Consider the following 24,981-nt stretch of genomic DNA (forward strand, 5'->3'; position numbering starts at 1 on the left):
ATTATTTCACCTCATTTAATAATTGCAAAATTTCGTCTTCCGTCGTTGCTGCAATCATTTTTTGAATATTTTCTTCCTCTGAGCACACGATTGCCACTTTCGACAAAATTTCTAAATGCTCATTATCTTTCCCCGCAATACCGATTAAAATTTTCACGATATTTCCTGCTCCAAAATCAACCCCATTCGGCACTTGCACGATCGACAAACCTGCTTGTTTCACAAGTTTTTTTGCATCTTCTGTACCATGTGGAATGGCTACAAAATTCCCCATATATGTCGATGTTAACGCTTCTCGTTCAAACATTTTATCAATATAAAACTCCTCTACATATCCCTGTTCCACTAAAATACGTCCTGCTAATCGAATCGCTTTTTCTTTCGTTTTTACGTCTGCACCTAGTACGATATTTTCCTTCTTTAATACTGTCACTGTAATTCACTCCTTGTGCTGTTGAATTTGTTCGTAAAAAAATTTCTCTAATTGTGCACTGAAAAACGTATAAATTTGTTCTTTACTTCCTTTTGAAAACAATTGTATACTTTCTTCATCTTTAATGATGAGCGAGCTAACATGACTAAGCACTTGCAACATATCATCTTGTGCATTTTTTGGCGCTAACAACAACAAAAGACGATTCAACGTCATCGGCTGTTGATCCATCCCCATGATCGTTTGTGGGTGTACTAGTGTATACATCGTAAAAGATGGTTGTAAAACATCTTCGCTCCGCGTGTGATACAGCGCTAAAGTCGTATTCGGAATTCCTAATCCACCGACTTGCTCCCGTCTTAACAATTCTTCAACCACTCGCTCTTTGCTACAAATAACACCTTGTTGTTCAAGTTGTGTACATGCATCTATTAACGCTTCTTGAAGCGAGTGAGAGGATAAATCCCGCATGGAAAAACCGTTTAATAACTGAACAATTGTTTCACTCACGACATGAATCGAACGAATTTTTTCAATCCCTTTTTTCGATGCATTCACCTTTTGAGAACGGATAGAAAACGTTTTTGTTTTTAAAAACTGTCGAATCGCAGCAACTTCTTCTTCTGGCAACATCGGATTTACGAGAAAATATGGTTGAGACGTATGAATCGGAACTGTTGATACAATAAGGTCATATTCGTTGACATCAATGTGTCGCATGTCAAAAAATGACTTTTGTTCAATATGAGAAATATCTGGTATTTCCTTTTCCAGACGGGTAGCTAATATTTTTGCTGTCCCAATTCCACTTGAACAAATAACAAGCGCTCGCACTCCTTGTTTATCACGCAATAGCGCTGATGCAAAATGAAGCACCAAATAACCAATTTCTTCTTTCGGCACAACGATATCTGAAAATACGTGACGCACACCTTGTTGCACAATATGAAATAACTCGCTATAATCTTGCATAATTTTATGAAGCAATGGATTCGTAATTCCCATATGATGCTGAATGCGATATAAAGCTGGTTTTAAGTGAACGATTAAATCTTCATACAATGGATAGTCGTCTGTTAAGTCGACTCCTATTTGGTCGCTTACAAAACGTATGAGTTCTTGCGTTTTCATTGCGATTTCTAAACTCGCTTCCTCTAGCATATATCCGCGACGAGTCCGTAATTTTGCCCCCATTAAATGCATCGTAATGTAACCAATTTCTTCTTTAGGGATGACAAGATGAAACACTTCTTCCAGCCTTTTTGCGATTTTTTCCGCTGTTTCGTATTCTTTCGTCATGCCAATTGTTTGGAAATGTTGCGCATCAAAATGAATCGCTTCTCCTTGCATAATGCGTTCAATTGCTAGCGCAAGATGAATGACGAGCGCAATGTACGAGCTATCGGCAATTGTAAATGGGAGATGTTCTTTCATCGCTTCAATTTGTTGTTCAATCATAAACAACTTTTTCTTGTCGACAAGTCCAAGCAGTTTCTCAGTTACTGTATTTACAAGATCTGATGATTTTTTTTGAATCGATTCTTTCATGAATGAGAAAAACTGCGACTCATCAAAATGTTCAAATAACAGTTCGCTCATCATTTTACGTTTCGCCGCTTCAGAACCGCATATTTCTACTCCGTATCCTCTTTTACGAACAAGGGAAAGTCCATGTTTTTCAACTTTTTCTTCAATTTTGTCTAAATCGTTGCTGATGGTGGCGACCGTTACGTTCAAATCATTTGCAAGAGAAATTAATTTCACAGGCTCGCCTGATTCCAACAAAGCAATTAAAATCATCGTTTGCCGCTCTTCAGGTGTATATTCCGTATGGGATAAACGAAATACATGCATTTGTAACTGGTGCTTTTTTTCTTCCTCACCGACAATTTGAATGCCGACACCTGCTTTTTTGATTAGTTGCAAATTATACGCTTCAACAACTTGCTCGACACCTTTTAAATCACGATGAACCGTCCGCTCACTGACATCTAATTGCTTTGCCACATCTGCTACAGTAATACCTTTCCGATGAGTTAATAAAAGATCTAATATTTTTCCTTCTCTCGCTGATATATACACATTCTCACCTCCCTTAGTCAGCAACGATTGTTGACAATTTTAAAAAACATGCTTACTTTCCAAGAAAAATTCTACCGCTACTTTCTTTATATCACAACAAATAGAAAGCGCTTTTTCGTCATTTCAAATGTTGACATTTTTTAAATATGAAACAAAAAGGTAAGCAGATCACTTACCTTTTTGTTTGTTCATTCATTATTCATTTTTTAACATCTCAATTAACTCGTCATATTTTGGGCTGTTTAAAAAGTTTTCAACAGATACGTGATATGCATTTGGTAATTTTTCTTTTGCACGATCTGTTAAATTTTGATGCGTAATCACAACGTCTGCATCAGCTGGTAACTGATTAATTGCTGTGTTTGTTACCTCAATATCAAGACCCGCTTTTTGTACTTTGTTTCTCATGATAGAAGCACCCATGGCACTTGAACCCATTCCTGCATCACAAGCAAAAACAATTTTCTTTACTTGCTTTGGAGCTGCTGTGCTCAATGCAGAGGCAACACTGCTTTTCTTTCCTTTTAATTGTTGCATTTGCTCTGTTGCTTGTTCTAAATCGCTCTCTTCTTGCTTTGATGTTTTTAAGAAGAATGATGCCACTAAGAAAGAGACAACAGCTGCAACGATTACCCCAGCAAGCACGCCTAAGTAATGACCACGTGGTGTCATAGCAAGTAGTGCAAAAATACTTCCTGGCGATGGCACAGCAACAAGACCTGCATTAAATAATGTGAATGTAAATACTCCGCTCACACCGCCGGCAATTGCTGCCAAAATTAATACTGGACGCATTAAAATATATGGGAAGTAAATTTCGTGAATTCCTCCAAGGAAGTGGATGATCACAGCACCTGGAGCAGATTGTTTCGCCATTCCTTTACCAAATAACCAATAAGCAAGTAAAATACCAAGACCTGGACCTGGGTTTGTTTCAAGCAAGAATAAAATCGACTTTCCTGTTTTTGCTGCTTGTTCAACACCAAGTGGACTTAAAATACCGTGGTTAATCGCATTGTTTAAAAATAATACTTTGGCTGGCTCAATAAAGATGTTGGCTAAAGGTAATAATTTTGCATGAACGATTGCTTCTACACCTGCTGCCAATGTTTTGTTTAATCCTAAAACAACCGGTCCAATTCCTTTAAAGGCAACTAGTGTAAGCAATCCGCCAATAATACCTGCCGAAAAGTTGTTCACTAACATTTCAAAACCTTGTTTGACTTTTCCGTGGAATAGCTTGTCAAACTGTTTGATCGCATATCCGCCAAGCGGTCCCATAATCATTGCACCTAAAAACATTGGGATGTCTGAACCGACAATGACCCCCATCGTTGCTGTTGCACCGACAACACCACCGCGAACATCATAAATCATTTTTCCGCCTGTATAACCAATTAATAACGGTAATAAGTACGTAATCATCGGTCCAACTAATTTAGCAAATGTTTCATTTGGTAACCAACCTGTTGGAATAAATAGCGCAGTAATAATTCCCCACGCAATAAATGCTCCGATATTTGGCATAATCATTCCGCTTAAATAACTGCCAAAACGTTGCACCTTCACACGAAAACCTGTTTGATTTTCCATGTTTTTTCCTCCTTTTGATTTGTTCTTGCTATAGCTTTATATTAAAGCGCTTACAGATTGTATTCAATTTAAAGTAAATATCATTTTGTCTGTCACAATCTTGTCATTTTTTAAAAGAAAAAAGAGGAAAAAACATTTCTCAACCATTCCCATCTTTAGTTTGCCACATCATCGTAAAAACTAATGGTGCATGACCATGAAATACGCCAAGGAGGGGTGCACAAATGATAACAAAGCTAACGAAGTCTATTGCCGCTTTAAGCTTGCTTGCTGTTGTTGGTTGTAACAATGCAATGGATATGAACAATCGTTCCAACATTTCTGCTTTGCATACAACGCTATCAAGCGATCAATATCCGCATACAAAGGCTATATTGATCCAAGATGCTCGTTATAAATTTGTTCCAATCGATCCAAAGGATGCTGCAAATTTACGTACGCAAATTGAACGATCGTTAATGGAACAACAAAGAATGTATATGCAGCCAAGACCTTATACGCAAGCACCAAATGCATATCAACGTCCAAATCAAGCAACGCCGACACAACCGAACAGACAAACACAACAACCAATACAGCAACAACCAAGACAAACAACACCAACAACGAGCATTAGCCAATATGCACAACAAGTCATTGATTTAACAAATAGAGAACGTGCTCGGGCGGGGTTACCAGCTTTACGTGCTGATGCGCAACTTAGCTCCGTTGCTCAGAAAAAATCGGAAGATATGCGAAAAAATAATTATTTTTCACATACAAGCCCAACATACGGTTCCCCTTTTGATATGATGCGCGACTTTGGCGTTTCTTATCGAACAGCTGGGGAAAACATCGCCAAAGGGCAACGAACACCGCAAGAAGTGGTCAATGCTTGGATGAATAGCCCGGGACACCGCGCGAACATTTTAAATCGAAACTTTACACATATCGGTGTCGGATTTGACGGGAATGGAAACTATTGGACACAAATGTTTATCGGGAAGTAAAGTTTCCTTTGCCTCTGTAAAAGGAAATGGAGTTTAACACTAACCATGACAACACAAAAAACCACCGTCCCAATACAAGACGGTGGTGGTTTTTTATGCTTACTGTTCAGACACTTTTTCTAACAACGCATCTCCTGTTTTACTCACACGTACATACGCAAAACGAGCACTTTGTTGCATATCTCCTCCTGTTTTTTCAGGGACAAAATACGTTTCAATTCCATAAATGATTGTATTTCCGTATATATTTCCGTTTACTAAGACATCCCCTTCTTGATGCACATCCGAATTTCGTTTTTTCCCATTTAGCGAATAAATGCCAACTAATCGATGAACTCCAGTTTCGTCTTTCCGTAAAATGACTTGTGCTTTTCCCCACTCATTCATCCCCTCGATTGTTGAAATTTCGTATTGGAGACGTACATAATCCCCTTGAATGAGTGAACGTGGGTCAATTGGTTCTAGTTGCAACTTAATTTGTTGACCATATCGAATATGTTGTTCTTTATCGAACGTCACATAAGTGATAAAAACGACTTGTAGCATGATGACGACGAGAAGCGGTAACCATTTTTGTCCATAGGAAGATAATGAAACGGATTTTCTTTTTTGTACGACCAAAGCAACGATAAACAAACATATTCCAACAATCGCCAATGTTATGGATTTGTGCAATAAATCCCATACCCATTCATAATACTTTAATGCTAAAAACAAAAAAGTATATAACCAAGCAATTGATTGTTCTTTTTCATTTGTACGGAAAAAGAGAACAAACGCAACAAAGCTAAGAAACAGTATATTCCATCCAACATACGCCCAATCTACCACAACTAAATCAGCACTCGTCAATAAAAGAAGGGTAGTGAATGAAAAAACGAGGAACAGAAGTCGCTCATACATATGTTTTGTAACCCAATAAATCACTCCGTAAAAAACAAATATGGTAAATAACGTGAAACGAACGTCGCTCCATTCATCAAGCATCATCATAGCAGCATAAAGCGAAACAGCGATATTCGTCATCGTTCGCACACCTGCTGGCATACGCCACGTAACAATAAATAATACAGCGACATATATACTGATCACGATAAAGGAAACATTTGTTACACTAAACGCACCGAGCATATATCCAATTGCAAGCAACGTATAGCGAACAACATCATTCCATCTCTTCCACAACAATCCCGAAGCAACAAATAAGAAAATAGATATACTGAACAACCAATAAGGGGAAAATACATCAAACCAAAATGATAGTAACTGCATAATACTTCCAATCGCAATGACGGAAGCAACCCCTGTGACAATGATTTGAAAAGCAACAAGGAAAAATTTTTCTACTTTTCCGTTGCTTCGCCTTTTCATCCAGCGAAGTACATAAATGCCTATATAAACGATGATAGCAGCTAATACAAGCCCAAATATATACCAATTACCACCAAAATGCCGCTCAACAAAGCGAAAATATTGCACGATCCAAAACATACCTGTGAACAACACAGTACATATAAAATACGGTTGTTTTTTTACATACATTAAAAACACAACAAGAATAACAGCATATGCGTATGACCAAAAATGAAACTGATCAGTGGAAATTCCTTGTACAAATATAACGAATAACCAACCGTGCATGGCTATGTAAGCTAAATTAGAAACAATCGATGGGCGCCCAAGAAACGAAATGATTCCGTTAACTACGGCAAAAAGCAGCAAAAGAAAAAACGATGTCCATTCTCCTCGTTCAATTTGATAAGAAGACGGGAAGTAGTAAAACCAAAATGTAAGCTGCAACAACCCGAAGCTAAATATCGAAAGAAATCGATAGCGAGTAAACCATGCCAAAATGGCAGTAGGAATGAACCAAATAAAAAACAATAAAAAACTATCGGCGTGTGAATTATACACTTGCCCAATTAATGCAACACAAATCCCGAACGTAATCGCTCCAAAAATAAACAACCATTTACTTAAAAAATGTTGACGAAAAACCGTTGCGCTCATCGCGTAAAACAATACCATAAACCCAGCACCAATACTAACTTTCGTTAATCGTCCAAGTTCAGGCCAATTTGAAGCGAAAAAATAAACGAGCGCGGCAACAAAAAACAAAAGTCCTAACAAATATGTTGTTTTCACAACACGTTGTGCCATAAAGTGGCCTCCTTAAACATCCTTTTTAACATTATACTATGACTAGAGGCCAGACGTATACATCATTCATCGACATCCAAGCCGTTCTGAAATTTGCTTGCCGATTTTTTTCATTTGTACATGAAGTTGTTCCAGCCGTTCGTCTGTCATCCGAATCGTCGGGCCAGAAACGCTGACCGCTGCAACAACTTGTTTTGTATGATCAAAAATGGGCACCGCTATGCAACGGATGCCGTACTCGTTTTCCTCTAAATCGAGCGCATAACCGAGCTCGCGAACGCGCTCTAACTCATGAAAAAACATATGTTGATCTGTAATCGTATAGTCCGTATGTGGCGGCAATCCTTTTCTTTCTAAAATGTCCATAACGACATGCTTTGGTAAGTGCGCTAAAATTGCTTTACCAACAGCCGTACAATGCATCGGAGCTCGCTTTCCGACTTTCGAATGCATGCGCAATGTTTCGTTCCCATCCAATTTTTCAATATAAATGACTTCCCCTTGATCGTACACGACAAGATGCACCACTTCATTCGTTATTTGTTCCAGCTCACGTAAATACGGTTTTGCTTCTTTTCGCAAATCAATCGATTCTAGCAACTTCGAGCTCATTTCTAGAAACTTATAACCGAGCTTATAACGCTCCGTTTCTTCATCTTGTTCAACATATCCATGCTCAACAAGTGTCGCCAATAAACGATAAGCAGAGCTTTTATGAATCCCTATTTGTTTCGCGACTTCCGTTACGCCCATACCGTGACGTTCGTTACTTAAAATATCCATGATTTTCAATGCTCTGCTGACGGATTTCACAAACGAATCTTTTTCCATGCTGTTTCCCACTCCTAGCACGTAATAAGGGCATTCTATGCGAATGCCCTCACGTTATGATTGTTTCACATGTGCATACTTTGCCTTCGCTTCTAGACGACGACGATGTAAAATCGGCTCCGTATAGCCATTTGGCTGCTCATAGCCTTTAAAAACAAGATCGCATGCTGCTTGGAAAGCAACTGAGTTATCATAATCAGTCGACATTGGTCGATATGCTGGATCATCTGCATTTTGCTCATCCACAATTTTTGCCATTCGCTTCAACGTTTCAAGCACTTGTTCTTTCGTACAAATACCATGATGCAACCAGTTCGCAATATGTTGACTTGAAATACGCAACGTTGCTCGGTCTTCCATGAGGCCAACGTTATGAATATCAGGTACCTTAGAACATCCGATCCCTTGATCAATCCAACGAACGACATAACCAAGAATACCTTGTGCATTATTATCTAACTCTTGTTGAATCTCTTCTGGCGTCCATTGCGGATTGATAGCGACAGGAATTTGTAAAATATCATCACGATAGTTCTTTACATCTTTTTTCAATTCGTCTTGTACCGCAAATACATCTACTTGATGGTAATGAAGCGCATGTAGCGTCGCTGCAGTCGGTGACGGTACCCACGCTGTATTTGCTCCCGCTTGAAGATGGGCGATTTTTTGCTTCACCATCTCTGCCATCATATCTGGCATTGCCCACATTCCTTTACCGATTTGAGCACGCCCTTGGAAACCAGCTGCTAACCCAATCGCCACGTTTGATTTTTCATAGCTTTGCAACCATGTCGACGATTTCATTTCATTTTTCCGAATCATCGGGCCTGCTTCCATTGATGTATGAATTTCATCACCCGTACGATCTAAAAAGCCTGTATTAATGAAAACGATTCGATCTCTTACTTGATAAATGCAATTTTTTAAATTAAGCGTCGTACGCCGTTCTTCATCCATTACACCAATTTTAATCGTGTTGCGCTCAAGACCGAGCATATCTTCCACACGGTCAAACAATTCATTGGCAAACGCCACTTCTTCGGAACCATGCATTTTTGGCTTCACGATGTAAATGGAACCTTTTCTTGAATTTACATATTTTCCATTACCAAGAAGCGAATGTTTCATAATTAAAGTTGTCACAACCGCATCTAAAATGCCTTCATACACTTCTTCTCCGTTTTCAAGCAAAATTGTATTGTTTGTCATTAAATGTCCGACGTTGCGTACAAACATAAGTGAGCGTCCTGGTAAGTTGAGCGTTTCGCCGCTTGGCGTTGTATATACACGATCTGGATTTAGCTCGCGTGTAACCGTTTTATTTCCTTTCGCGAAGCTCGCCGTTAAATCTCCTCGAACTAAACCGAGCAAATTGCGATATACAAGCACTTTATCTTCCACATCTACTGCGGCAACAGAATCTTCACAATCCATAATCGTTGTTAACGCTGCTTCTAAATAAACGTCCTTTATCCCTGCTGGATCAGTCTGCCCGATCGGATGGTTGCGATCCACTTGTACTTCAATATGTAGACCATTATTTTTTAACAAAATGGCAGACGGTTGCTCAGGTGAACCTTGATACCCGACAAATTTTGCTTCATCTTGCAACGTCGTCGTTTGCCCATCTTTTACCGTGACAGTTAATACGCCATCTACAACCGCATATTGAACAGCATCTTTATGCGAATACCCACGAAGCGGCACCGTTTCATCTAAAAATGAGCGAACGTAAGCGATGACTTTCTCACCGCGCACCGGATTATATCCTTTTCCGCGCTCTGCACCATCTTCTTCACTAATAACATCCGTGCCATATAAAGCATCATACAAACTTCCCCAACGAGCGTTAGCTGCATTCAGTGCATAGCGCGCATTTGTAATCGGAACAACGAGTTGCGGACCCGCTTGTTTAGCAATTTCATCATCGACATGTTCTGTTGTAATTTCAAAATCCTCGACTTCTGGCTCTAAATAACCGATTTCTCGTAAAAATGATTTATATTGTTCAAAATCAAACTGTGAGCGATGCTGTTTATGCCATTCATTGATCTTTTCTTGTAATTCATCGCGCTTCGCAAGCAACGCTTTATTTTTCGGCGTTAATTCGACGATAAGCTGTTCAAAATCGCCCCAAAACTTCCTTGGATCCACTTGGCTATTTGGTAATACTTCCTCAACAATAAACTCATAAAACAACTTAGCGACTTGCAAACGTCCAACTTGTACATATTCTCCCATCATTGTTCCCCTTCCCTTTTTTGTTGCGTATTACAAAACATTGTTTCATAAATTTCTAAAAAAATGATACCATAATGAGTCACATGTTTTCAATTATTTTCTGACAATTAAAAAAGCAGAGTGCACCCCTGCTTTAAAATTAACCAACTTTGCATTTTACAATATTTAAAACGCTTCGTACTGTAAAAAACACCCTATACGACAATATCTTTCTTCCGGTAAATGGCATATGCTGAAACAATGCTGACACTAATGATCACAATCATCAAGACCATGTATAACGGATCGATTTGAAGCTCGTTAATAATCGGTGCTGCATCGACATATTTAAACGGACTAACATATTTTAAAAACGATAAATCGTCAGAAATGCTTGACATCATGCTCATAAAATAAGTGACGAATACAAGCCCAAGCGCAAATGATGATGCATTTCTCGTTTTACGCATCATTGTTGACAACAAAAATGCCACAGCCGCAAACGTAAAATGAAGAAATACAGTTGCCATTGTTAGTAAATAAACAGCTTTTAACGACACATCATATCCTTTAGCCATTTGAAAACCAACAAAACTAACAAGAAGAGAAACCACATTTAAAATAAGAATATTCACCGTCACAACAAGCCATTTATTTGTTAAAATCTCACTTCTCGTCACTGGCTTAGCAAGCAAAAATTCAATCGTTTTATCGTTCTCTTCTTTCGCAACGATATTTGCAGCTAATATAGCTGCATAAACACTACCAAGTAGCGTCGTCATTGTATATACACGAACACCGTAATACCCTGTTAAATCACCAATGCTTAATTGATCCATTCCGAATGCTTTAACCATCGCTGGCGGCAACGATTGAAGAAGTTTTGTGACTTCTTTTTGTTGCTCTGCAAACTGCGGGAAAATACTTAATGTTAAAAGAACAAGACCACCAAGCACCGCACTCCAAATCATTAAAGATTTTGCGTTTCGTTTCCATTCCCGTTTAAACATCGTCTATCCCCTCACTTTTCGTAATAGTGCATAAACACATCTTCAAGAGACGGTTCACTAATTGACACATCTTTGATGCGCAAGTTGTGCAACTGGGCAATAAGTTCGTTCATATCTCCTTTATATAGCATCGTCATCTCATTGCCGTTAACTTCTTTGTTTACAACACCTGCTAAATCAAACTCGACGTGTTGTCCTTCTTCGAATACGACCGTCACATGTTTCAAATGGTTTTTCGTTAAATGCTCGACCGTTTCCACTTGAATTAATTTCCCTTCCTTAATAATCGCTACACGATCGCAAAGCTTTTGTACTTCTGAAAGAATGTGTGAGGAGAAGAAAATCGTTACACCTTTTTTACGTTCTTCCAAAAGTAGTTCAAAAAATGTATGCTGCATGAGCGGATCTAATCCACCTGTTGGTTCATCTAAAATTAGCAATTTTGGCTCGTGTAAAAGCGCCTGAACGATACCTACTTTTTTTCGATTACCAAATGATAAATCTTCAATTTTTTTATGCACATCTAAATCAAGACGCTCAGCTAACTGTTTCAATCGTCGATCCGATACGTTGTAAAATGCTGCAGAATACATCAGTAAATCAATGACTTTCATATCATCATAATAGTGCACTTCAGAAGGTAAATAACCGACATGTCTCCGAATTTCTTTTGCATCTTTCACAATATCTTTCCCAAAAATCGTGGCACTACCGCTCGTTGGATAAATGAAGTTTAGTAATGTGCGAATCGTTGTGCTTTTTCCTGCCCCATTCGGCCCGATAAACCCAAAAATTTCTCCTTCTTCAATCGAAAATGTGACACGTTCAATTCCGCGATGGTTTTTATACATTTTCGTTAACTCGTTCACATGAACAATACCCATTATTTCGCCTCCCTCGGCATTACTCGTTTCTTAACTAACAAGTCAATTCCATAATATAGAATTTTGACTAATTACTCAATGTAAAACAAAAATAATCCCCCTACACATGTAGAGGGATTATTTCGCAAATACATGGTTTCCAATAACAACTGTTACTTGTCGCGAACGGATCCATTCGCTTTTCGCCGTTTTTGGATTGTAAAAATACAATGAGCCGCTTCCTAAACCGCGAAAAGCGATGGCTTCTTCAACCGCTCGGTATGCTTCTCGGTCTGCTGGTTTGTTAATCTCTCCATTTTGTACAGGAGTAAACGCATAATATCCTCCTGAACGCTCATAAATGACTTGGCGAATCGTATTTGGAAAATTCGGATGATCAACACGGTTCAAGACGACCGTTGCAACAGCTACTTTTCCTGCGAATGGCTCTCCTTTTGCTTCCGCATGAACGAGACGAGCTAATAAGTCTTTATCAGCTTGAGAAATCGGCTGTGGGATACGCAACGTTTCGCCAACGAACAAAACGTCTGATTGTTTTTGATTGATTCGTTGAAGTTCTAGCAATGAAACATTGTAACTTTTCGCAATCGTCCAAAACGTTTCCCCCGGCCTCACATGATGAACCGTCGTTTGCGCCTCCACTTCGGTTGTTGCAAGACAAAAAGCTGCTACAATAACAGAAGCAAGTGCCAGCAATTTCCTCATGTTATCCCTCCTAGTCCGTTGCTCGCTTATAAGACTAGCAGGGATTTAACAATCTATCATTATCTAATTTATGTAAAAACTTTAGATCATATGGCGCTCAACGCTCGAAAAGGCATATGGAAATTTATTCATCTATATAAAATTAGTATTGTGTTTTATATTTCTGCAACCATTTTCATCGTATATAACATTTTTTCAAAATCACACCCCCAAAATAAAATAATCCGTATTGACAACTTACTTTTCGTAAGTTTATAATTATCTTGAAATCAAGATAAAGGTTGATGCATATGAGCCAAAACGAACAAACATTATCGTTAAAACTATTCGTTGTCCTTTCTAGGGCACATAAAGCTGTATCCGAGCATGTAAAACATGACATTCAACGTTACGGACTGAATCCAACAGAGTTTGGCGTTCTCGATTTGTTGTATCATAAAGGAGCGCAGCCGATTCAACAAATCGGTGATAAAATTTTACTCACTAGTGGAAGCATGACATATGTCATCGACAAACTCGAAGAAAAAGGATATATCGTCCGACAACGTTGTGAAAAGGATCGGCGCATTACGTACGCTGTCATCACCGAAGAAGGAAAAGCATTAATGGATCACATTTTCCCGCAACATGCGCAAAAAATGGCGGATATTTTCCAAGCGCTATCTACAGACGAGAAGGAAATGGCGATCCACTTGCTTAAAAAGATAGGTCTTTCATTAACGCCTTTTTAAAGGCCTATCGCACACCTTTATCTTGAAATCAAGATATATGAAAGGAGAAATGATCATGATGCACATTGGTATTTTACTTATTCGTCTAGCTGTCGGCTTGACTTTTGTCGGTCATGGAGCCCAAAAATTGTTTGGATGGTTCGGAGGATATGGTTTAAAAGGAACAGGTGGATGGCTCGAATCGATTGGATTAAAACCTGGAGTGACAATGGCTCTAGTTGCTGGTTTAGCAGAGTTCGTTGGCGGGCTATTGTTTGCTCTCGGACTGTTCACACCATTTGCAGCTTTGTTGATCGCTATGACAATGGTTGTAGCCATTGTAAAAGTACATGCGCCAAATGGATTTTGGGTAACACAAAATGGCTTCGAGTACAATTTTATTTTAATTGTCGTTGTGATTGGCGTTGCGCTTATCGGTGCAGGCGACTATTCACTTGATACACTCATGAAATAAGAAAGGAGATTTTTCAATGATTCACATATATCGTGCACATGAGCGATTTGAATCGAACCACGGTTGGTTACAAAGTTATTTTAGCTTTTCATTTGCCGAATATTTTGATCGGAAAAATATGCACTTTGGCCCATTGCGCGTATTTAACGATGATATCATCGCGCCACAACGTGGTTTTGGCGCTCATCCTCATCAAGAAATGGAGATTGTTACAGTCGTCTTAAAAGGCCAGCTCGAACATCGCGATAATCTTGGTAATCATCGCATCATCTCATTTGGTGAAGTACAACGAATGACAGCCGGAACAGGCATTGTACATTCAGAAATGAATCCGTCTACTACGGACGAAGTCAACCTTCTACAGCTTTGGTTTTTACCTGAAACGTACGGTCTTACCCCATCATACGAACAAGTTTCATATGATATTGAAAAAATGAAAAATCGCTTATTGCCCATTGTTTCGAAAAAGCAGGCAGGTGATCAAGTTGCTTACATTCATCAAGATATAACGATGTATTTATCGGATTTAGAAAACAACGAGCACATAACATTCCATCAACAAGAAGGCCGTCGAATATATGTGTTTGTGATTGAAGGAGAACTTGTGTTAAATGATGAAACGATTTTACAACGTCGTGATGCCGCTCGTATAACAGATATCACACAATTACACATAACAGCGAACATAGACAGCCGTTTTATGCTCATCGACTTACCGTAGTGGTCAGCTTGCCCATGAAAACGGGCAAGCTGAATTTTACTGAGAAACACGTACATCTTTCGGCAACCAAAATGTCAACACGCCAAACAAAGGAAGAAAACTACACATCACCATAAGCGTTTTTAACGTATACACATCTGCGATTTTGCCAAGTGCAACCGCTCCAAGCGCCCCCATGCCAAATGCAAGACCAACAATTAATCCAGAAGCCATCCCCACATTTCCTGGAAGCAATTCTTGTGCATAAACAACAAAAGTAGCAAAACTAGACGATAAAATAAAGCCTGTGACAAAAACAATTGGCAAAACAAAATGAAGTGGCACATATGGCAAAATGAGTGCAAACGGTGCCGTACCAAGCGTGGATGCAAAAATTAAATTTCGTCTCCCAAATCGGTCGGCAAGCGGACCGCCAAAAACAGTACCGATCGCCCCTGCAATCATAAAAACAAATAAATAAAGCTGCGCTTCACGAATCGAAATATGATAATATTTCGTCAAATAAAATTGATAATAATTTGAAATTCCCGCATAGTACCACGAACGCGCAAACACTAAAAGAACTAAAAGAATGAGTGCAAATATTATCCGTTTGTCTACACTCCCCTTTTCTTCTATCGTTTGTTCACGTCGCTCTTTCACCTGATACAATTGAACAGCATACCATTTCGATACCCAAAATAAAACGGACATTCCAATGGCTGCAACAATGACAAACCAACCTGCTCCTTTTTGACCAAATGGAACAAAAATCAGTGCTGTAAATAGGGGAGCAAGGGCGTTGCCTGTATTTCCGCCAAGTTGGTAAATCGATTGAGCAAATCCTCTTCTCGCTCGAGCAGCCAAATAAACAACACGCGAACCTTCCGGATGGAATACTGCTGACCCTAATCCAATGAATAAAACCGACAATAAAACAAAGAAAAAATTAGGCGCAAACGCCAATCCAATCATTCCTAACATGCTCGCTCCCATACCGAGCGGCAAAAAACTCGGCGATGGATAACGATCAGAAAACAATCCAACAACCGGCTGTAAAATAGACGAGGTCATGTTCAACGCAAATGCAATCCAACCGATTTGTGTATAAGATAAGTGCATGGACGATTCTAAAATTGGAAACAACGCTGGGACAACAGCTTGCATCGCGTCATTCAATAAATGACCAATACTAATGGCAATTAAAATCGGATAAACGACTGTTTGCATATTTGTACGTTGTTCAATACTTGTTTGCATTGTCCTCTCTCCCTATAAAACAAATGGAATATTTACATTATAATACCTTTTGTCAATCTTTCAATTTTTTTGCTCGCTCAATAAAAAGCGCCCCATCATATTGATGAGACGCTTTTTCACCTTGTGATTCAAAGGAGCTTACGCGCGTTTCCGTATTCATCTTATACACCTGTTTCTCAACCACATGTAAATACTTCAATTAACTAAAAATTTTTGTCACATCAACCGAAAATTGCGGAAAAACAAATGAACGTACATTTCCTTTTTCCTTGATCACTTCCGTTTGGTCGTATTGACCTTTTTCGTTTAACGCATATACTTGTATGCTATTTAACATCGGATTTACGATCCAATATTCTTTTACGCCATAGCGCATATAAATGTTTAACTTCAAAACTAAATCATGAGATTGGTTGGACGGACTTAAAATTTCTATAATCCATGTAGGCACACCAACATATTTTTGATCTTGCAATCCTTCTTTATCACAAATAATACTTAAATCAGGAATGACAATATGTTGTTCTTGAATATCATCGCGTTGTAATTCAACATCAAACGGCGCATGAAACACTTCACAATCTGTCCCTTCAAAAAAGTGAAAAAGTTCCACGTACATGCGCCCAGATATTCGCTGATGCTTTGTAGAAGGCGAGGGAGTCATGCATACAGCCCCATTCATATATTCCAACCGTCTGTTTGTTTTCTCTCTTAATTCATAATACTCCTTCAACGACATCCAACGTTGGCTAGCGATGTTCACGGAATCACTCCTTTTTACTTTCCATTATACTTTCCTTTTGAAGCAGCTTCTATCGCAAACTGTGCCCCCATTAACTCAACGGCGCATAAAATGAAAATAAAAAAGATCCCCATTGTTTTCCCTCCCTTATGCTTTTGACACGAGCATAAGGGATGAAACGCGTTTCGATGCAACATGTTTTTGCAATTTTTTAATGAAACTTTTCACTCATGCGTCGAATAAAAACAAACGAAGCAATGGCAATCAAAGCAAGGATACTTTCTACAACCCAAATATTTGAAATAACTTTCACTTGATATAACGCAGGGACAACATCAATGGACGCATGAATTAAAATGGCATACACGACATAACGAAATTGAACGTTCCTAACTCCGTATAAAACAAGAAGGGAGAGGGCTACGTGAATGGCGATCGCAAATATTCGCTCGATACCACCTAATACATACATCCAATCTGGCTGATTCAACATCGATTGAATCATGTCGACTTGTGTAGCCGGAAGAGAGGAGGCAACTTGCTCAAACTGACCTGTTTGCATGAGATGAGAAATGACCATCATATTGACAGCGCTAAAAGCACCAATGAGCACTGCTTCCATTCCTCCATGTCCTAGACCAAATGATAATCCGTCCCCGTACGTTCGATTGTTTTTTAACATGAAACGGAACCCAACATATCTTCCTATCTCTTCAAATACTCCAGCCGCTAACGCCCCGTAAGCAACAAACGCCCAAACATTATTGGTTCCTTTTAACGATGTACCGCTTGGATCAATCACAAGAAAGTGAAGGGTTTTCTCAAGCACTTGCGAAAATAAAATAAAAATAAGCAAGCCGACACCGAACGCCTTCCAAGAAAGCCAGCCTTTTTTTCGTCCATATATGATCAGTGCTAAAGGAACAAATAAAGAAAGAAGTAATTGAATAGACATCCCAAACAAATTGATCTCTCCCTTCATTTACGCGAAAATATATATGACTGGACAAACATATAAATCGTGCCACTAAAAACGATAATTAAGAGCAAAATAAAACGCCATACGCTTTCTACAAATATCGTGAGCGTAATCAACACGCCCATAATGACAAACACTTTTCCACCGACGCGGTGCGTTTTTTGCCAAACTACTTCATTTTCTAACGTCCAAGGGGTGCGTATGCCGAAAAAATAATTCGGTTTAATTTTCGGCATATAATTGCCAAGTACAATAAACAATAATCCAACTCCAAGTGGCACAACAACGTCAACTTGTACAGAAATTCCTATATTGTATGCAAGCGTCACCACATGTAGACTCACGAAAAAGATGACAAGCACATGTAAAAAAATGCGATATACTTTTTCAAATTTCTCGTAATTTTCTTTTCGCGGATCGATCTTTGGCAAATAAATAAGCAAAAAAGTCATGCCGGTTAAAAGAAGCGGAAATAAAAGCACCCCCCACCATTTATTCATAAAATCATCTGGTTCTCCCGCGACGTTCCAATGAATTGCCACTTCATTTGGTAAATATGGAATAGCTAATAAACTCGAGACATAGCTACACAAAATAAGAATGATAATCATCAAATATTTTTTCATGATTTTTCACCTTCTTTTTGCAATATATCGTAAAACCAGCTCATTAAATCTTGGAAAACGGTTGTGTTCAATGAGTAATAAATATGCTGACCAACCCGTCGATCTTCGACTAAGTCGGCTTGTTTTAATATTTTTAAATGATGGGAAACGCTCGGCTTTTGCATATCAAAATGATCAGCAATTTCCCCTGCAGTTAAATCTCCTTTTTTTAATAAAGAAAGAATTTTTCTTCGATTCGGATCAGCAATCGCTTTAAACGCCTCGTTAAACGACATCTTTTTCACCAACTTTCTTTTAGATATTTAGACAAATTTCTAAATATCACTCAAAAAATTAGATATTTAGATAAATTTCTAATTACATTATATCCCTTTTTTTATACATAAGTCAATATCAAAAAAAGAAGAAGCCCCACGAGCTTCTTCTCTAATTCCCTTACTCTTTCACCTTTACGGCTGTACCTGTCGCAATGCACATCATCATTCCATCGCGCAACGTTTCAAAGTCCAGATCGACACCAATGACTGCATTCGCGCCCATATTGCGTGCTTTTTTTACCATTTCTTCTACTGCCATATCCCGTCCTTCAGCTAGCTTGCTTTCGTATGTTCCACTTCGTCCGCCAATAATATCAGTAATGCTCGCTAAAAAATCGCGGACAACGTTGGCACCCAAAATGACCTCCCCAGACACTAAACCGAGATATTGTTCAATTTGTTTTCCTTCAATGCTATTTGTTGTTGTGACGATCATGTAAACCCACCGCTTTCTTTAATTTAATTTATTTTTAATAAAACGACGCCTATAATAACAAATGCAATTCCTACGATCTTTTTGACACTTATCATTTCATGAAACAAAAACAAACCGATGAACGTAATGCATACGATACCTAGTCCTGACCAAATGGCGTATGCAACGGAAACATCAATTCCTTTTAAAGCCATAGCAAGTGATGTAAAACTGATTAAGTAACAAACAAACATGACAATTGTCGCCCATATGTTCGTAAGTCCATTCGACCATTTCATCGAAGTTGTTCCGATGACTTCGAAGATAATTGCTACAGATAAATATAACCAATGCATATTTTTATTCATCCCCTAAGCATACGATTAGGAAAATCAGTCATGAGCGCTTTTACATCTCGTTGAATCAACTCAGTAAGCAAAAGCGGATCATTCATAGTGTATACGCAAATGTCCATCTTTTTACTGATTTTCTCTCCTTCCCGAGAAATTAAAAAGTTCCAATCACCATGAATTTCTCTTGCATGACATACACGAGCCATATCCAATGTACCACATTGAGAACCTTCTACTAGCATCGCTTTATCAACATTTGGATCAAGCTGATACAATCGATATAAGCTCCGAATAGAAAAGGAAGAGCAAACAATACGATGCGACCACGAACGATATGAATACAACAAAGTGAGCAATTTTTCCTCCATGCCATCATAGTGAATTATACCATTTTTTAACTCAATATTCAAAATGATTGATCTTTTTTGATCAGATAGCCAATCCAAAACTTCCGCTAACGCTGGAATTCGTTCTCCTGCAAAACGAGGATGAAACCAGCTTCCGGCATCTAATTGGCGAAGCTGACGAAATGAAAAGTCTTTTACATACCCTATCCCATCTGTTGTTCGTTCTATACACTCATCGTGAATAACAACTAGTTCCCCATCTTTGGTCATTTGGACATCTAATTCTATACCATCTACCCCTAGCTCATACGCTCGTTGAAAAGCAATCATTGTATTTTCGGGATATTCTCCGCTAAATCCTCGATGAGCATAAATATACATGATTGTTCTACTCCTCTCATAATGAAAGGATGCCCTAGTGGACACCCTTCTTATTTATCGTTTTTTCGCCATTTCTAATTCGTGATTGACCTCATTAGCTGCTTGCTCAAGCGCTTGTTTTGGATCAACACCTTGATATAAACTTTCCATAGCGCTAACAATACGCTGACGCGCTTGTGGAAAAACAGAAATTAATGCTCCTTGAGTCGCTGGTGTGGCCTTCGTTTCTTTCAGTTGGTTTACTGTTACTTTAAGTTGTGGGTACTTTTCCCATTGTTCTTTCACAAGTGGCAAATCATAAGCAGCCGGATTGACTGCAAAATACCCTGTATAAACATGCCATTTTGCTTGTACTTCCGGAGTCGTCACGTATTTCATAAATTCCCATGCTGCTTTTTTCTTTGCATCATCCACATCTTTCATTAACCATAATGATGCTCCGCCAATAATGACACCTTGTCTTTCGACACCATCTGGAACTGGCAAATAAGATACTCCTACTTCAAACGGTGCATGATCAACAATCGTCCTTACTCCTGCTGAAGAATCTAAATACATGGCCATTTTTCCAGATTGGAAAGCTGCACGCATATCATCCCAGTTTTGACCAACATTATAAAATGTTCCTTCCTTATACATATCATAAATGAGTTGGAATACACGTAATCCTTCTTCTCCATTAAACTTGACTGCTGTTGCTTCTCCTTTTCGCCCATTGTCTTCATTTACATAAAGACCACCTTGTACAGCTAACATTTGTTCAAAAAACCAACCATAATTTAATATTGAGAAACCATATTTCCCATCTTTCGTTAACGCTTTCGCTGCTGATTTTAATTCACTATATGTCATTGGAGGTTTTTCTGGATCTAAACCAGCTTCCTTAAAAGCATCTTTATTGTAAATAAGTACAGGTGTCGATGAATTAAACGGCATGGAGTAAATTTTTCCATTTACCGTATAGTAATTTACAATATTTTTTTCCCATTGTGATACGTCATACCCTTCTTGATCAATTAACGTTTGAACAGGTTCAATTTTCCCGCTTTCAATCATATATTTTGTCCCAATTTCAAATGTTTGCATAATAGTCGGTGAATCTTTTGTTCCAGCTACGGCATTAAACTTTGTCAACGCCTCTTCATACGTTCCTTGAAATACGGGTTTAACCTCAATTTCTGTTTGTGAAGCATTGAAATCATTCACAATTTCATTTAACACCTTTTCTAAATCCCCACTCATCGCATGCCAAAAAATTACTTCTGTTTTTGGCGATGATTCCTCCTCTTTTACTTGTGATGTTACCTCTTCATTGCTATCGCTACATCCTGCTAGAGTTGACGCTAACACACACGCATATATCCATTTTTTCATAATTAATTCCCCCTAACTATTTAATTGCTCCTTGCATCAAACCTTTTTGCAATTGCTTTTGCCCAACAAATAATAAAAGTAACGTTGGTAAAATAACAATCATTACCGCAGCCATCACCACCCCCCATTCCGTCGCCATTTCTTGCGTTTGCATTTGTTTTAAGCCAATTTGAACCGTTCGTACACGTTCATCATTCGTCACAAGGAGCGGCCATAAATACATATTCCATGTTGTTAGAAAGCTATAAATTCCTAATGTAGTTAAACTTGTTTTTGAAAGAGGCAAAACGATATACCAGAAAAAACGAAAATGTTTTATGCCTGATACTTGCGCCGCTTCGTATAGCTCAAATGGAATGGTTTTAAAATGTTGACGCAACAAAAATATGCCAAAAGCCAAAGCGAAAAACGGAACCGTTAAACCGAAGTAATTATTCGTCCATCCTAAAGCTTGAACGGTTAAATAGTTTGGAATGACTGTTGCCTCCCAAGGAATAAGCATCGTTGTAATTGTTAAAAAAAACAATACATTTCTCCCAGGAAAACGAAGAAAAACAAAAGCATATGCCGCCAAACTAGAGACAATTAGCTGTCCAATCATCACAACGAATGAAACAAAAAAACTATTCCACAAATATCTCGCCAGCGGAACTTTTTCAAATGCAACTGCATAGTTTCGAAGAGACCAATCATTTGGCCACCACCTTCCTTGTAAAAGCTCAGCACCGCTTAGAAAGCTAATAAGAAATGCATACATCATCGGAAACATCAAAATGATTGCACAAACAACTAGAATGGCATACAACACGATTTTTTTTAGAAGGTTCATTGATAATGCACCTTCCTTTCAACAAGCACAAATTGTAAAAACGTCACAATTAGCACGATCAAAAACAATACCACTGCTTGAGCACTTGCAAACCCGAAATTATAATTGATAAACGCTTCCCGATAAATGGAGTAAACGAGTACAGTTGTTGCATTCATAGGACCGCCCTTCGTTAAAATATCGATTTGCCCAAATGTTTGAAAAGAATGGATAAGTGAAACAGTCACAATGAAAAATAAAGTCGGTGATAATAATGGAATAGTAATGCGCCATAGTTGATACATGCGGCTGAGTCCTAAAACATTTGCATTTTCATATAATGTGACGTCAATATTTTGAAGCCCGCCTAGTAAAATTAAAAAAGAAAAGCCGATATTCATCCAAACTGTTGCAATGGAAACCGCAATTAAAGCTGTATCAGGATGGAGGAGCCATTGGCGTTCCTCTCCACCAAATGCAACAATAAGTTTGTTTATTATTCCTACAGCAGGATTGTACATAAACATCCAAATGACAGAAGATGCCGCTACACTCATTCCTAACGTCGAAGAAAAACATGTACGAAACAACTGTATTCCTTTTAGTTTTTCATTTGCTAAAAGGGCTAAAAAGAAAGAAATGATTACTGTTGGTGGAACAGTGTATAACACGAACAAAAACGTTGCTTTCATGCTCTCTTTAAAATTTCGATCTTCTAGCAAGTAAAGAAAATGTTCTAATCCAACATATGTCTTTGGGTTTCCTTGGAAATCAGTCATGTATAAGCTTAAATAGCCTGTGCGAACCATTGGGTAAAAAACAAAAATTGAAAATAAGAGGAAAGAAGGAAAAATATACAAAACTCCTTCAATAGCTCGTTTCATCGTATGTGACATACTTATCTCCCTCTTTCACTATTCTTTTCCCTTCTTCATCAAAAAAGAGAACGTGCTCGTCATGAATTGAAATACGTACTTGTTGTCCTATTTCAATTGGATGTTGCCCATGCCACCGAGCAATCCATTCATCTTGTTCTGTTAGTTTTAATGTCACAAGTGTTTCTGTACCTAGCCGTTCAACATGTGTAACTGTTAGCCATACATGTGGCTCGTGTTCATGTGCAAGTCTAATGTGTTCTGGTCGAACACCAATCGTTCCATATTTATTGTCCATTTGCGCGTGATGAGCAATCTTTACAATCCATTCTTGTTGTAATAAAAATAAATCGTTTAACTTATGTACTTTAGCCATATTCATTGGAGGAGAACCAATAAATGAAGCAACAAATGTATTGTTCGGATTGTTATATACATACAACGGTTCGCCAATTTGCTGAATTCGTCCATCATATAATATCATCATCCGATCAGCCATCGTCATTGCTTCTACTTGGTCGTGTGTCACATAGATGATTGTCATACCAAGTTGGCGTTGCAGTTGCCGAATATATGAACGCATATGTGTACGCAATTTTGCATCTAAATTCGATAGTGGTTCATCCATTAAGCAAATCGGTTTTTGAGAAACGATAGCTCGTGCAAGTGCTACTCGTTGTCTTTGTCCTCCCGAAAGATGACGCGGTTTCTTTTGAAGATAATCCGTTAAGCCTAACATTTCAGCTACATCCTTACAACGTCTTCGCTTCTCTTTCTTTGACAGTTCCGCATTATATAATCCTAGCATTATATTATTTTCAACAGTTAAATGTGGGTATAACGCATAGTTTTGAAATACCATGGATATATATCGTTCGCTCGGTGGCGTATTGTTCATTTCTTTCCCTGCTATTTTTAATTGTCCATCGGTAATGTACTCTAAACCAGCAATCATGCGTAACAACGTACTTTTCCCGCATCCTGACGGACCAACAAGAACAAAAAATTCCCCCTCTTGAATTTGTACACTTATATCATGAAGAACAAATGTTTTTCCATCGTAAGACTTACTTACATTCCTCAATTCAATCATTGTAATCCCTCTTTCTCAGCTATTTTCCATAATAACGGATTTCCCGTCGATACAGCTTGTGCTCCCTTTTGCAATGCTTCAACCATTTGATCTCGATTTTGAATTAATCCCCCTGTGATAACCGGAATTTTTATTTGCTTCACTAAATGCTCAACCATATGAGGTACGATGCCAGGCATAATTTCAAGCGCATCTGGCATGACTTGTTGAACGGCTTGTAGCCCGTTTTCAACGGCGTCTGTATCTACTAAAAATAAACGTTGAATTGTCCATAGCTTTTCCTTTTTCGCTAACTGAATCAACGTGCTTTTTGTCGAAACAATTCCGTGTGGTTGAACAAATTTTGATAGAAACTGTAATCCCTCTTTGTCATAGCTGATGCCCGGTATTTTTTCGATATGCACAAATACATAGCGATCATGAGCTTTTAACAACTCAACGTACCTTTTGATGACGCTGATTGTACCGGTTTGTAGTAGCGCTGTTCTCCACTTCGTTTGTAAAAATAGCTCAATATGCTTTGGCTGCTTAATTGTCGCAATAAATTGATCTTGTAAAAACATTACAAACTCCCCCTTGTAAACAAAAAGAAACCGAAAACAACGGCAGAATGACACAT

The 24,981-nt window shown here is 38.4% G+C and carries 27 protein-coding genes; 4 read left to right on the forward strand and 23 right to left on the reverse strand.

Features of this window, described 5'->3' with window-relative positions:
- Window position 1: 1 nt before the first annotated feature.
- From HNQ84_RS10900 to HNQ84_RS10910, 3 genes are all read right to left on the reverse strand, one after another.
- Window positions 2–439: a PTS mannitol transporter subunit IIA gene (locus tag HNQ84_RS10900; RefSeq protein ID WP_435622152.1), complete on the reverse strand. Its 438-nt coding sequence runs from the start codon at window positions 437–439 to the stop codon at window positions 2–4.
- Window positions 440–2,515 carry a BglG family transcription antiterminator gene (locus tag HNQ84_RS10905; RefSeq protein ID WP_435622123.1) on the reverse strand — a complete coding sequence of 692 codons (2,076 nt, stop codon included), beginning with the start codon at window positions 2,513–2,515 and terminating at the stop codon, window positions 440–442.
- Between the two features lie 195 nt (window positions 2,516–2,710).
- Window positions 2,711–4,108, reverse strand: coding sequence for a PTS mannitol transporter subunit IIBC (locus tag HNQ84_RS10910; RefSeq protein WP_435622124.1), 1,398 nt, complete (start codon window positions 4,106–4,108; stop codon window positions 2,711–2,713).
- 224 nt (window positions 4,109–4,332) lie between these two features.
- Between HNQ84_RS10910 and HNQ84_RS10915 the strand changes: the two genes are divergently transcribed.
- Window positions 4,333–5,097 (forward strand): CAP domain-containing protein, encoded by a 765-nt coding sequence (locus HNQ84_RS10915; protein WP_435622125.1) that lies wholly within the window; start codon window positions 4,333–4,335, stop codon window positions 5,095–5,097.
- 99 nt (window positions 5,098–5,196) lie between these two features.
- Here HNQ84_RS10915 and HNQ84_RS10920 read toward each other — a convergent pair whose 3' ends face one another.
- The 6 genes from HNQ84_RS10920 to HNQ84_RS10945 all read right to left on the reverse strand — a co-directional run bounded on the left by HNQ84_RS10920 (window position 5,197) and on the right by HNQ84_RS10945 (window position 12,907).
- A complete protein-coding gene (locus HNQ84_RS10920; RefSeq protein ID WP_435622126.1) occupies window positions 5,197–7,257 on the reverse strand; it encodes a GDYXXLXY domain-containing protein in 2,061 nt (686 codons plus the stop codon).
- A gap of 66 nt (window positions 7,258–7,323) precedes the next feature.
- Window positions 7,324–8,088 carry an IclR family transcriptional regulator gene (locus tag HNQ84_RS10925; RefSeq protein WP_435622127.1) on the reverse strand — a complete coding sequence of 255 codons (765 nt, stop codon included), beginning with the start codon at window positions 8,086–8,088 and terminating at the stop codon, window positions 7,324–7,326.
- Between the two features lie 54 nt (window positions 8,089–8,142).
- Window positions 8,143–10,329, reverse strand: coding sequence for a malate synthase G (locus tag HNQ84_RS10930; RefSeq protein ID WP_435622153.1), 2,187 nt, complete (start codon window positions 10,327–10,329; stop codon window positions 8,143–8,145).
- A gap of 194 nt (window positions 10,330–10,523) precedes the next feature.
- Entirely contained in the window at window positions 10,524–11,318 is a 795-nt protein-coding gene (locus HNQ84_RS10935; RefSeq protein WP_435622128.1) for an ABC transporter permease, read from the reverse strand.
- Window positions 11,319–11,329: 11 nt separating this feature from the next.
- Window positions 11,330–12,202: an ABC transporter ATP-binding protein gene (locus HNQ84_RS10940; protein WP_435622129.1), complete on the reverse strand. Its 873-nt coding sequence runs from the start codon at window positions 12,200–12,202 to the stop codon at window positions 11,330–11,332.
- A gap of 117 nt (window positions 12,203–12,319) precedes the next feature.
- On the reverse strand, window positions 12,320–12,907 hold the full coding sequence (locus tag HNQ84_RS10945) for a cell wall hydrolase (RefSeq protein WP_032099600.1): 588 nt from the start codon (window positions 12,905–12,907) through the stop codon (window positions 12,320–12,322).
- A gap of 290 nt (window positions 12,908–13,197) precedes the next feature.
- Here HNQ84_RS10945 and HNQ84_RS10950 point away from each other — a divergent pair, with 290 nt between their 5' ends.
- From HNQ84_RS10950 to HNQ84_RS10960, 3 genes are read left to right on the forward strand one after another with little or no spacing between them, the layout of a single operon-like run.
- Entirely contained in the window at window positions 13,198–13,638 is a 441-nt protein-coding gene (locus HNQ84_RS10950; protein WP_032099601.1) for a MarR family winged helix-turn-helix transcriptional regulator, read from the forward strand.
- Window positions 13,639–13,693: 55 nt separating this feature from the next.
- A complete protein-coding gene (locus HNQ84_RS10955) occupies window positions 13,694–14,092 on the forward strand; it encodes a DoxX family protein (protein ID WP_032099602.1) in 399 nt (132 codons plus the stop codon).
- Between the two features lie 16 nt (window positions 14,093–14,108).
- Complete coding sequence (locus tag HNQ84_RS10960) at window positions 14,109–14,813, forward strand: pirin family protein (RefSeq protein ID WP_435622130.1); 705 nt, start codon at window positions 14,109–14,111, stop codon at window positions 14,811–14,813.
- 36 nt (window positions 14,814–14,849) lie between these two features.
- Here HNQ84_RS10960 and HNQ84_RS10965 read toward each other — a convergent pair whose 3' ends face one another.
- The 14 genes from HNQ84_RS10965 to HNQ84_RS11030 all read right to left on the reverse strand — a co-directional run bounded on the left by HNQ84_RS10965 (window position 14,850) and on the right by HNQ84_RS11030 (window position 24,925).
- Window positions 14,850–16,052, reverse strand: coding sequence for an MFS transporter (locus HNQ84_RS10965; protein ID WP_435622131.1), 1,203 nt, complete (start codon window positions 16,050–16,052; stop codon window positions 14,850–14,852).
- A gap of 52 nt (window positions 16,053–16,104) precedes the next feature.
- Entirely contained in the window at window positions 16,105–16,236 is a 132-nt protein-coding gene (locus HNQ84_RS10970; protein ID WP_435622132.1) for a hypothetical protein, read from the reverse strand.
- A 15-nt stretch (window positions 16,237–16,251) separates the two neighbouring features.
- Complete coding sequence (locus tag HNQ84_RS10975; protein WP_435622133.1) at window positions 16,252–16,815, reverse strand: Uma2 family endonuclease; 564 nt, start codon at window positions 16,813–16,815, stop codon at window positions 16,252–16,254.
- A gap of 190 nt (window positions 16,816–17,005) precedes the next feature.
- Window positions 17,006–17,776 carry a YhfC family intramembrane metalloprotease gene (locus HNQ84_RS10980; RefSeq protein WP_435622134.1) on the reverse strand — a complete coding sequence of 257 codons (771 nt, stop codon included), beginning with the start codon at window positions 17,774–17,776 and terminating at the stop codon, window positions 17,006–17,008.
- Window positions 17,773–18,399, reverse strand: a complete 627-nt coding sequence (locus HNQ84_RS10985; RefSeq protein WP_435622135.1) for an SdpI family protein — start codon at window positions 18,397–18,399, stop codon at window positions 17,773–17,775. The genes HNQ84_RS10980 and HNQ84_RS10985 overlap by 4 nt, the downstream gene beginning before the upstream one ends.
- Window positions 18,396–18,674 carry an autorepressor SdpR family transcription factor gene (locus HNQ84_RS10990; protein WP_183248888.1) on the reverse strand — a complete coding sequence of 93 codons (279 nt, stop codon included), beginning with the start codon at window positions 18,672–18,674 and terminating at the stop codon, window positions 18,396–18,398. Before HNQ84_RS10990 ends, HNQ84_RS10985 begins: the two co-directional genes overlap by 4 nt.
- Window positions 18,675–18,834: 160 nt before the next feature.
- On the reverse strand, window positions 18,835–19,152 hold the full coding sequence (locus HNQ84_RS10995; protein WP_004890869.1) for a YbjQ family protein: 318 nt from the start codon (window positions 19,150–19,152) through the stop codon (window positions 18,835–18,837).
- Between the two features lie 23 nt (window positions 19,153–19,175).
- Entirely contained in the window at window positions 19,176–19,487 is a 312-nt protein-coding gene (locus HNQ84_RS11000) for a DMT family transporter (protein ID WP_435622136.1), read from the reverse strand.
- Between the two features lie 8 nt (window positions 19,488–19,495).
- Complete coding sequence (locus HNQ84_RS11005; RefSeq protein ID WP_032099614.1) at window positions 19,496–20,212, reverse strand: glycerophosphodiester phosphodiesterase; 717 nt, start codon at window positions 20,210–20,212, stop codon at window positions 19,496–19,498.
- A 54-nt stretch (window positions 20,213–20,266) separates the two neighbouring features.
- Window positions 20,267–21,586 carry an ABC transporter substrate-binding protein gene (locus HNQ84_RS11010; RefSeq protein ID WP_435622137.1) on the reverse strand — a complete coding sequence of 440 codons (1,320 nt, stop codon included), beginning with the start codon at window positions 21,584–21,586 and terminating at the stop codon, window positions 20,267–20,269.
- 16 nt (window positions 21,587–21,602) lie between these two features.
- Window positions 21,603–22,415, reverse strand: coding sequence for a carbohydrate ABC transporter permease (locus tag HNQ84_RS11015; protein WP_435622138.1), 813 nt, complete (start codon window positions 22,413–22,415; stop codon window positions 21,603–21,605).
- Entirely contained in the window at window positions 22,412–23,290 is an 879-nt protein-coding gene (locus tag HNQ84_RS11020; RefSeq protein ID WP_435622139.1) for a carbohydrate ABC transporter permease, read from the reverse strand. The genes HNQ84_RS11015 and HNQ84_RS11020 overlap by 4 nt, the downstream gene beginning before the upstream one ends.
- On the reverse strand, window positions 23,262–24,362 hold the full coding sequence (locus HNQ84_RS11025; RefSeq protein ID WP_435622140.1) for an ABC transporter ATP-binding protein: 1,101 nt from the start codon (window positions 24,360–24,362) through the stop codon (window positions 23,262–23,264). Before HNQ84_RS11025 ends, HNQ84_RS11020 begins: the two co-directional genes overlap by 29 nt.
- Window positions 24,359–24,925, reverse strand: coding sequence for a glycerol-3-phosphate responsive antiterminator (locus HNQ84_RS11030; RefSeq protein ID WP_435622141.1), 567 nt, complete (start codon window positions 24,923–24,925; stop codon window positions 24,359–24,361). The genes HNQ84_RS11025 and HNQ84_RS11030 overlap by 4 nt, the downstream gene beginning before the upstream one ends.
- Window positions 24,926–24,981 lie beyond the last annotated feature (56 nt).

This window comes from Anoxybacillus eryuanensis (assembly GCF_051200995.1).
GTDB lineage: Bacteria > Bacillota > Bacilli > Bacillales > Anoxybacillaceae > Anoxybacillus > Anoxybacillus tengchongensis.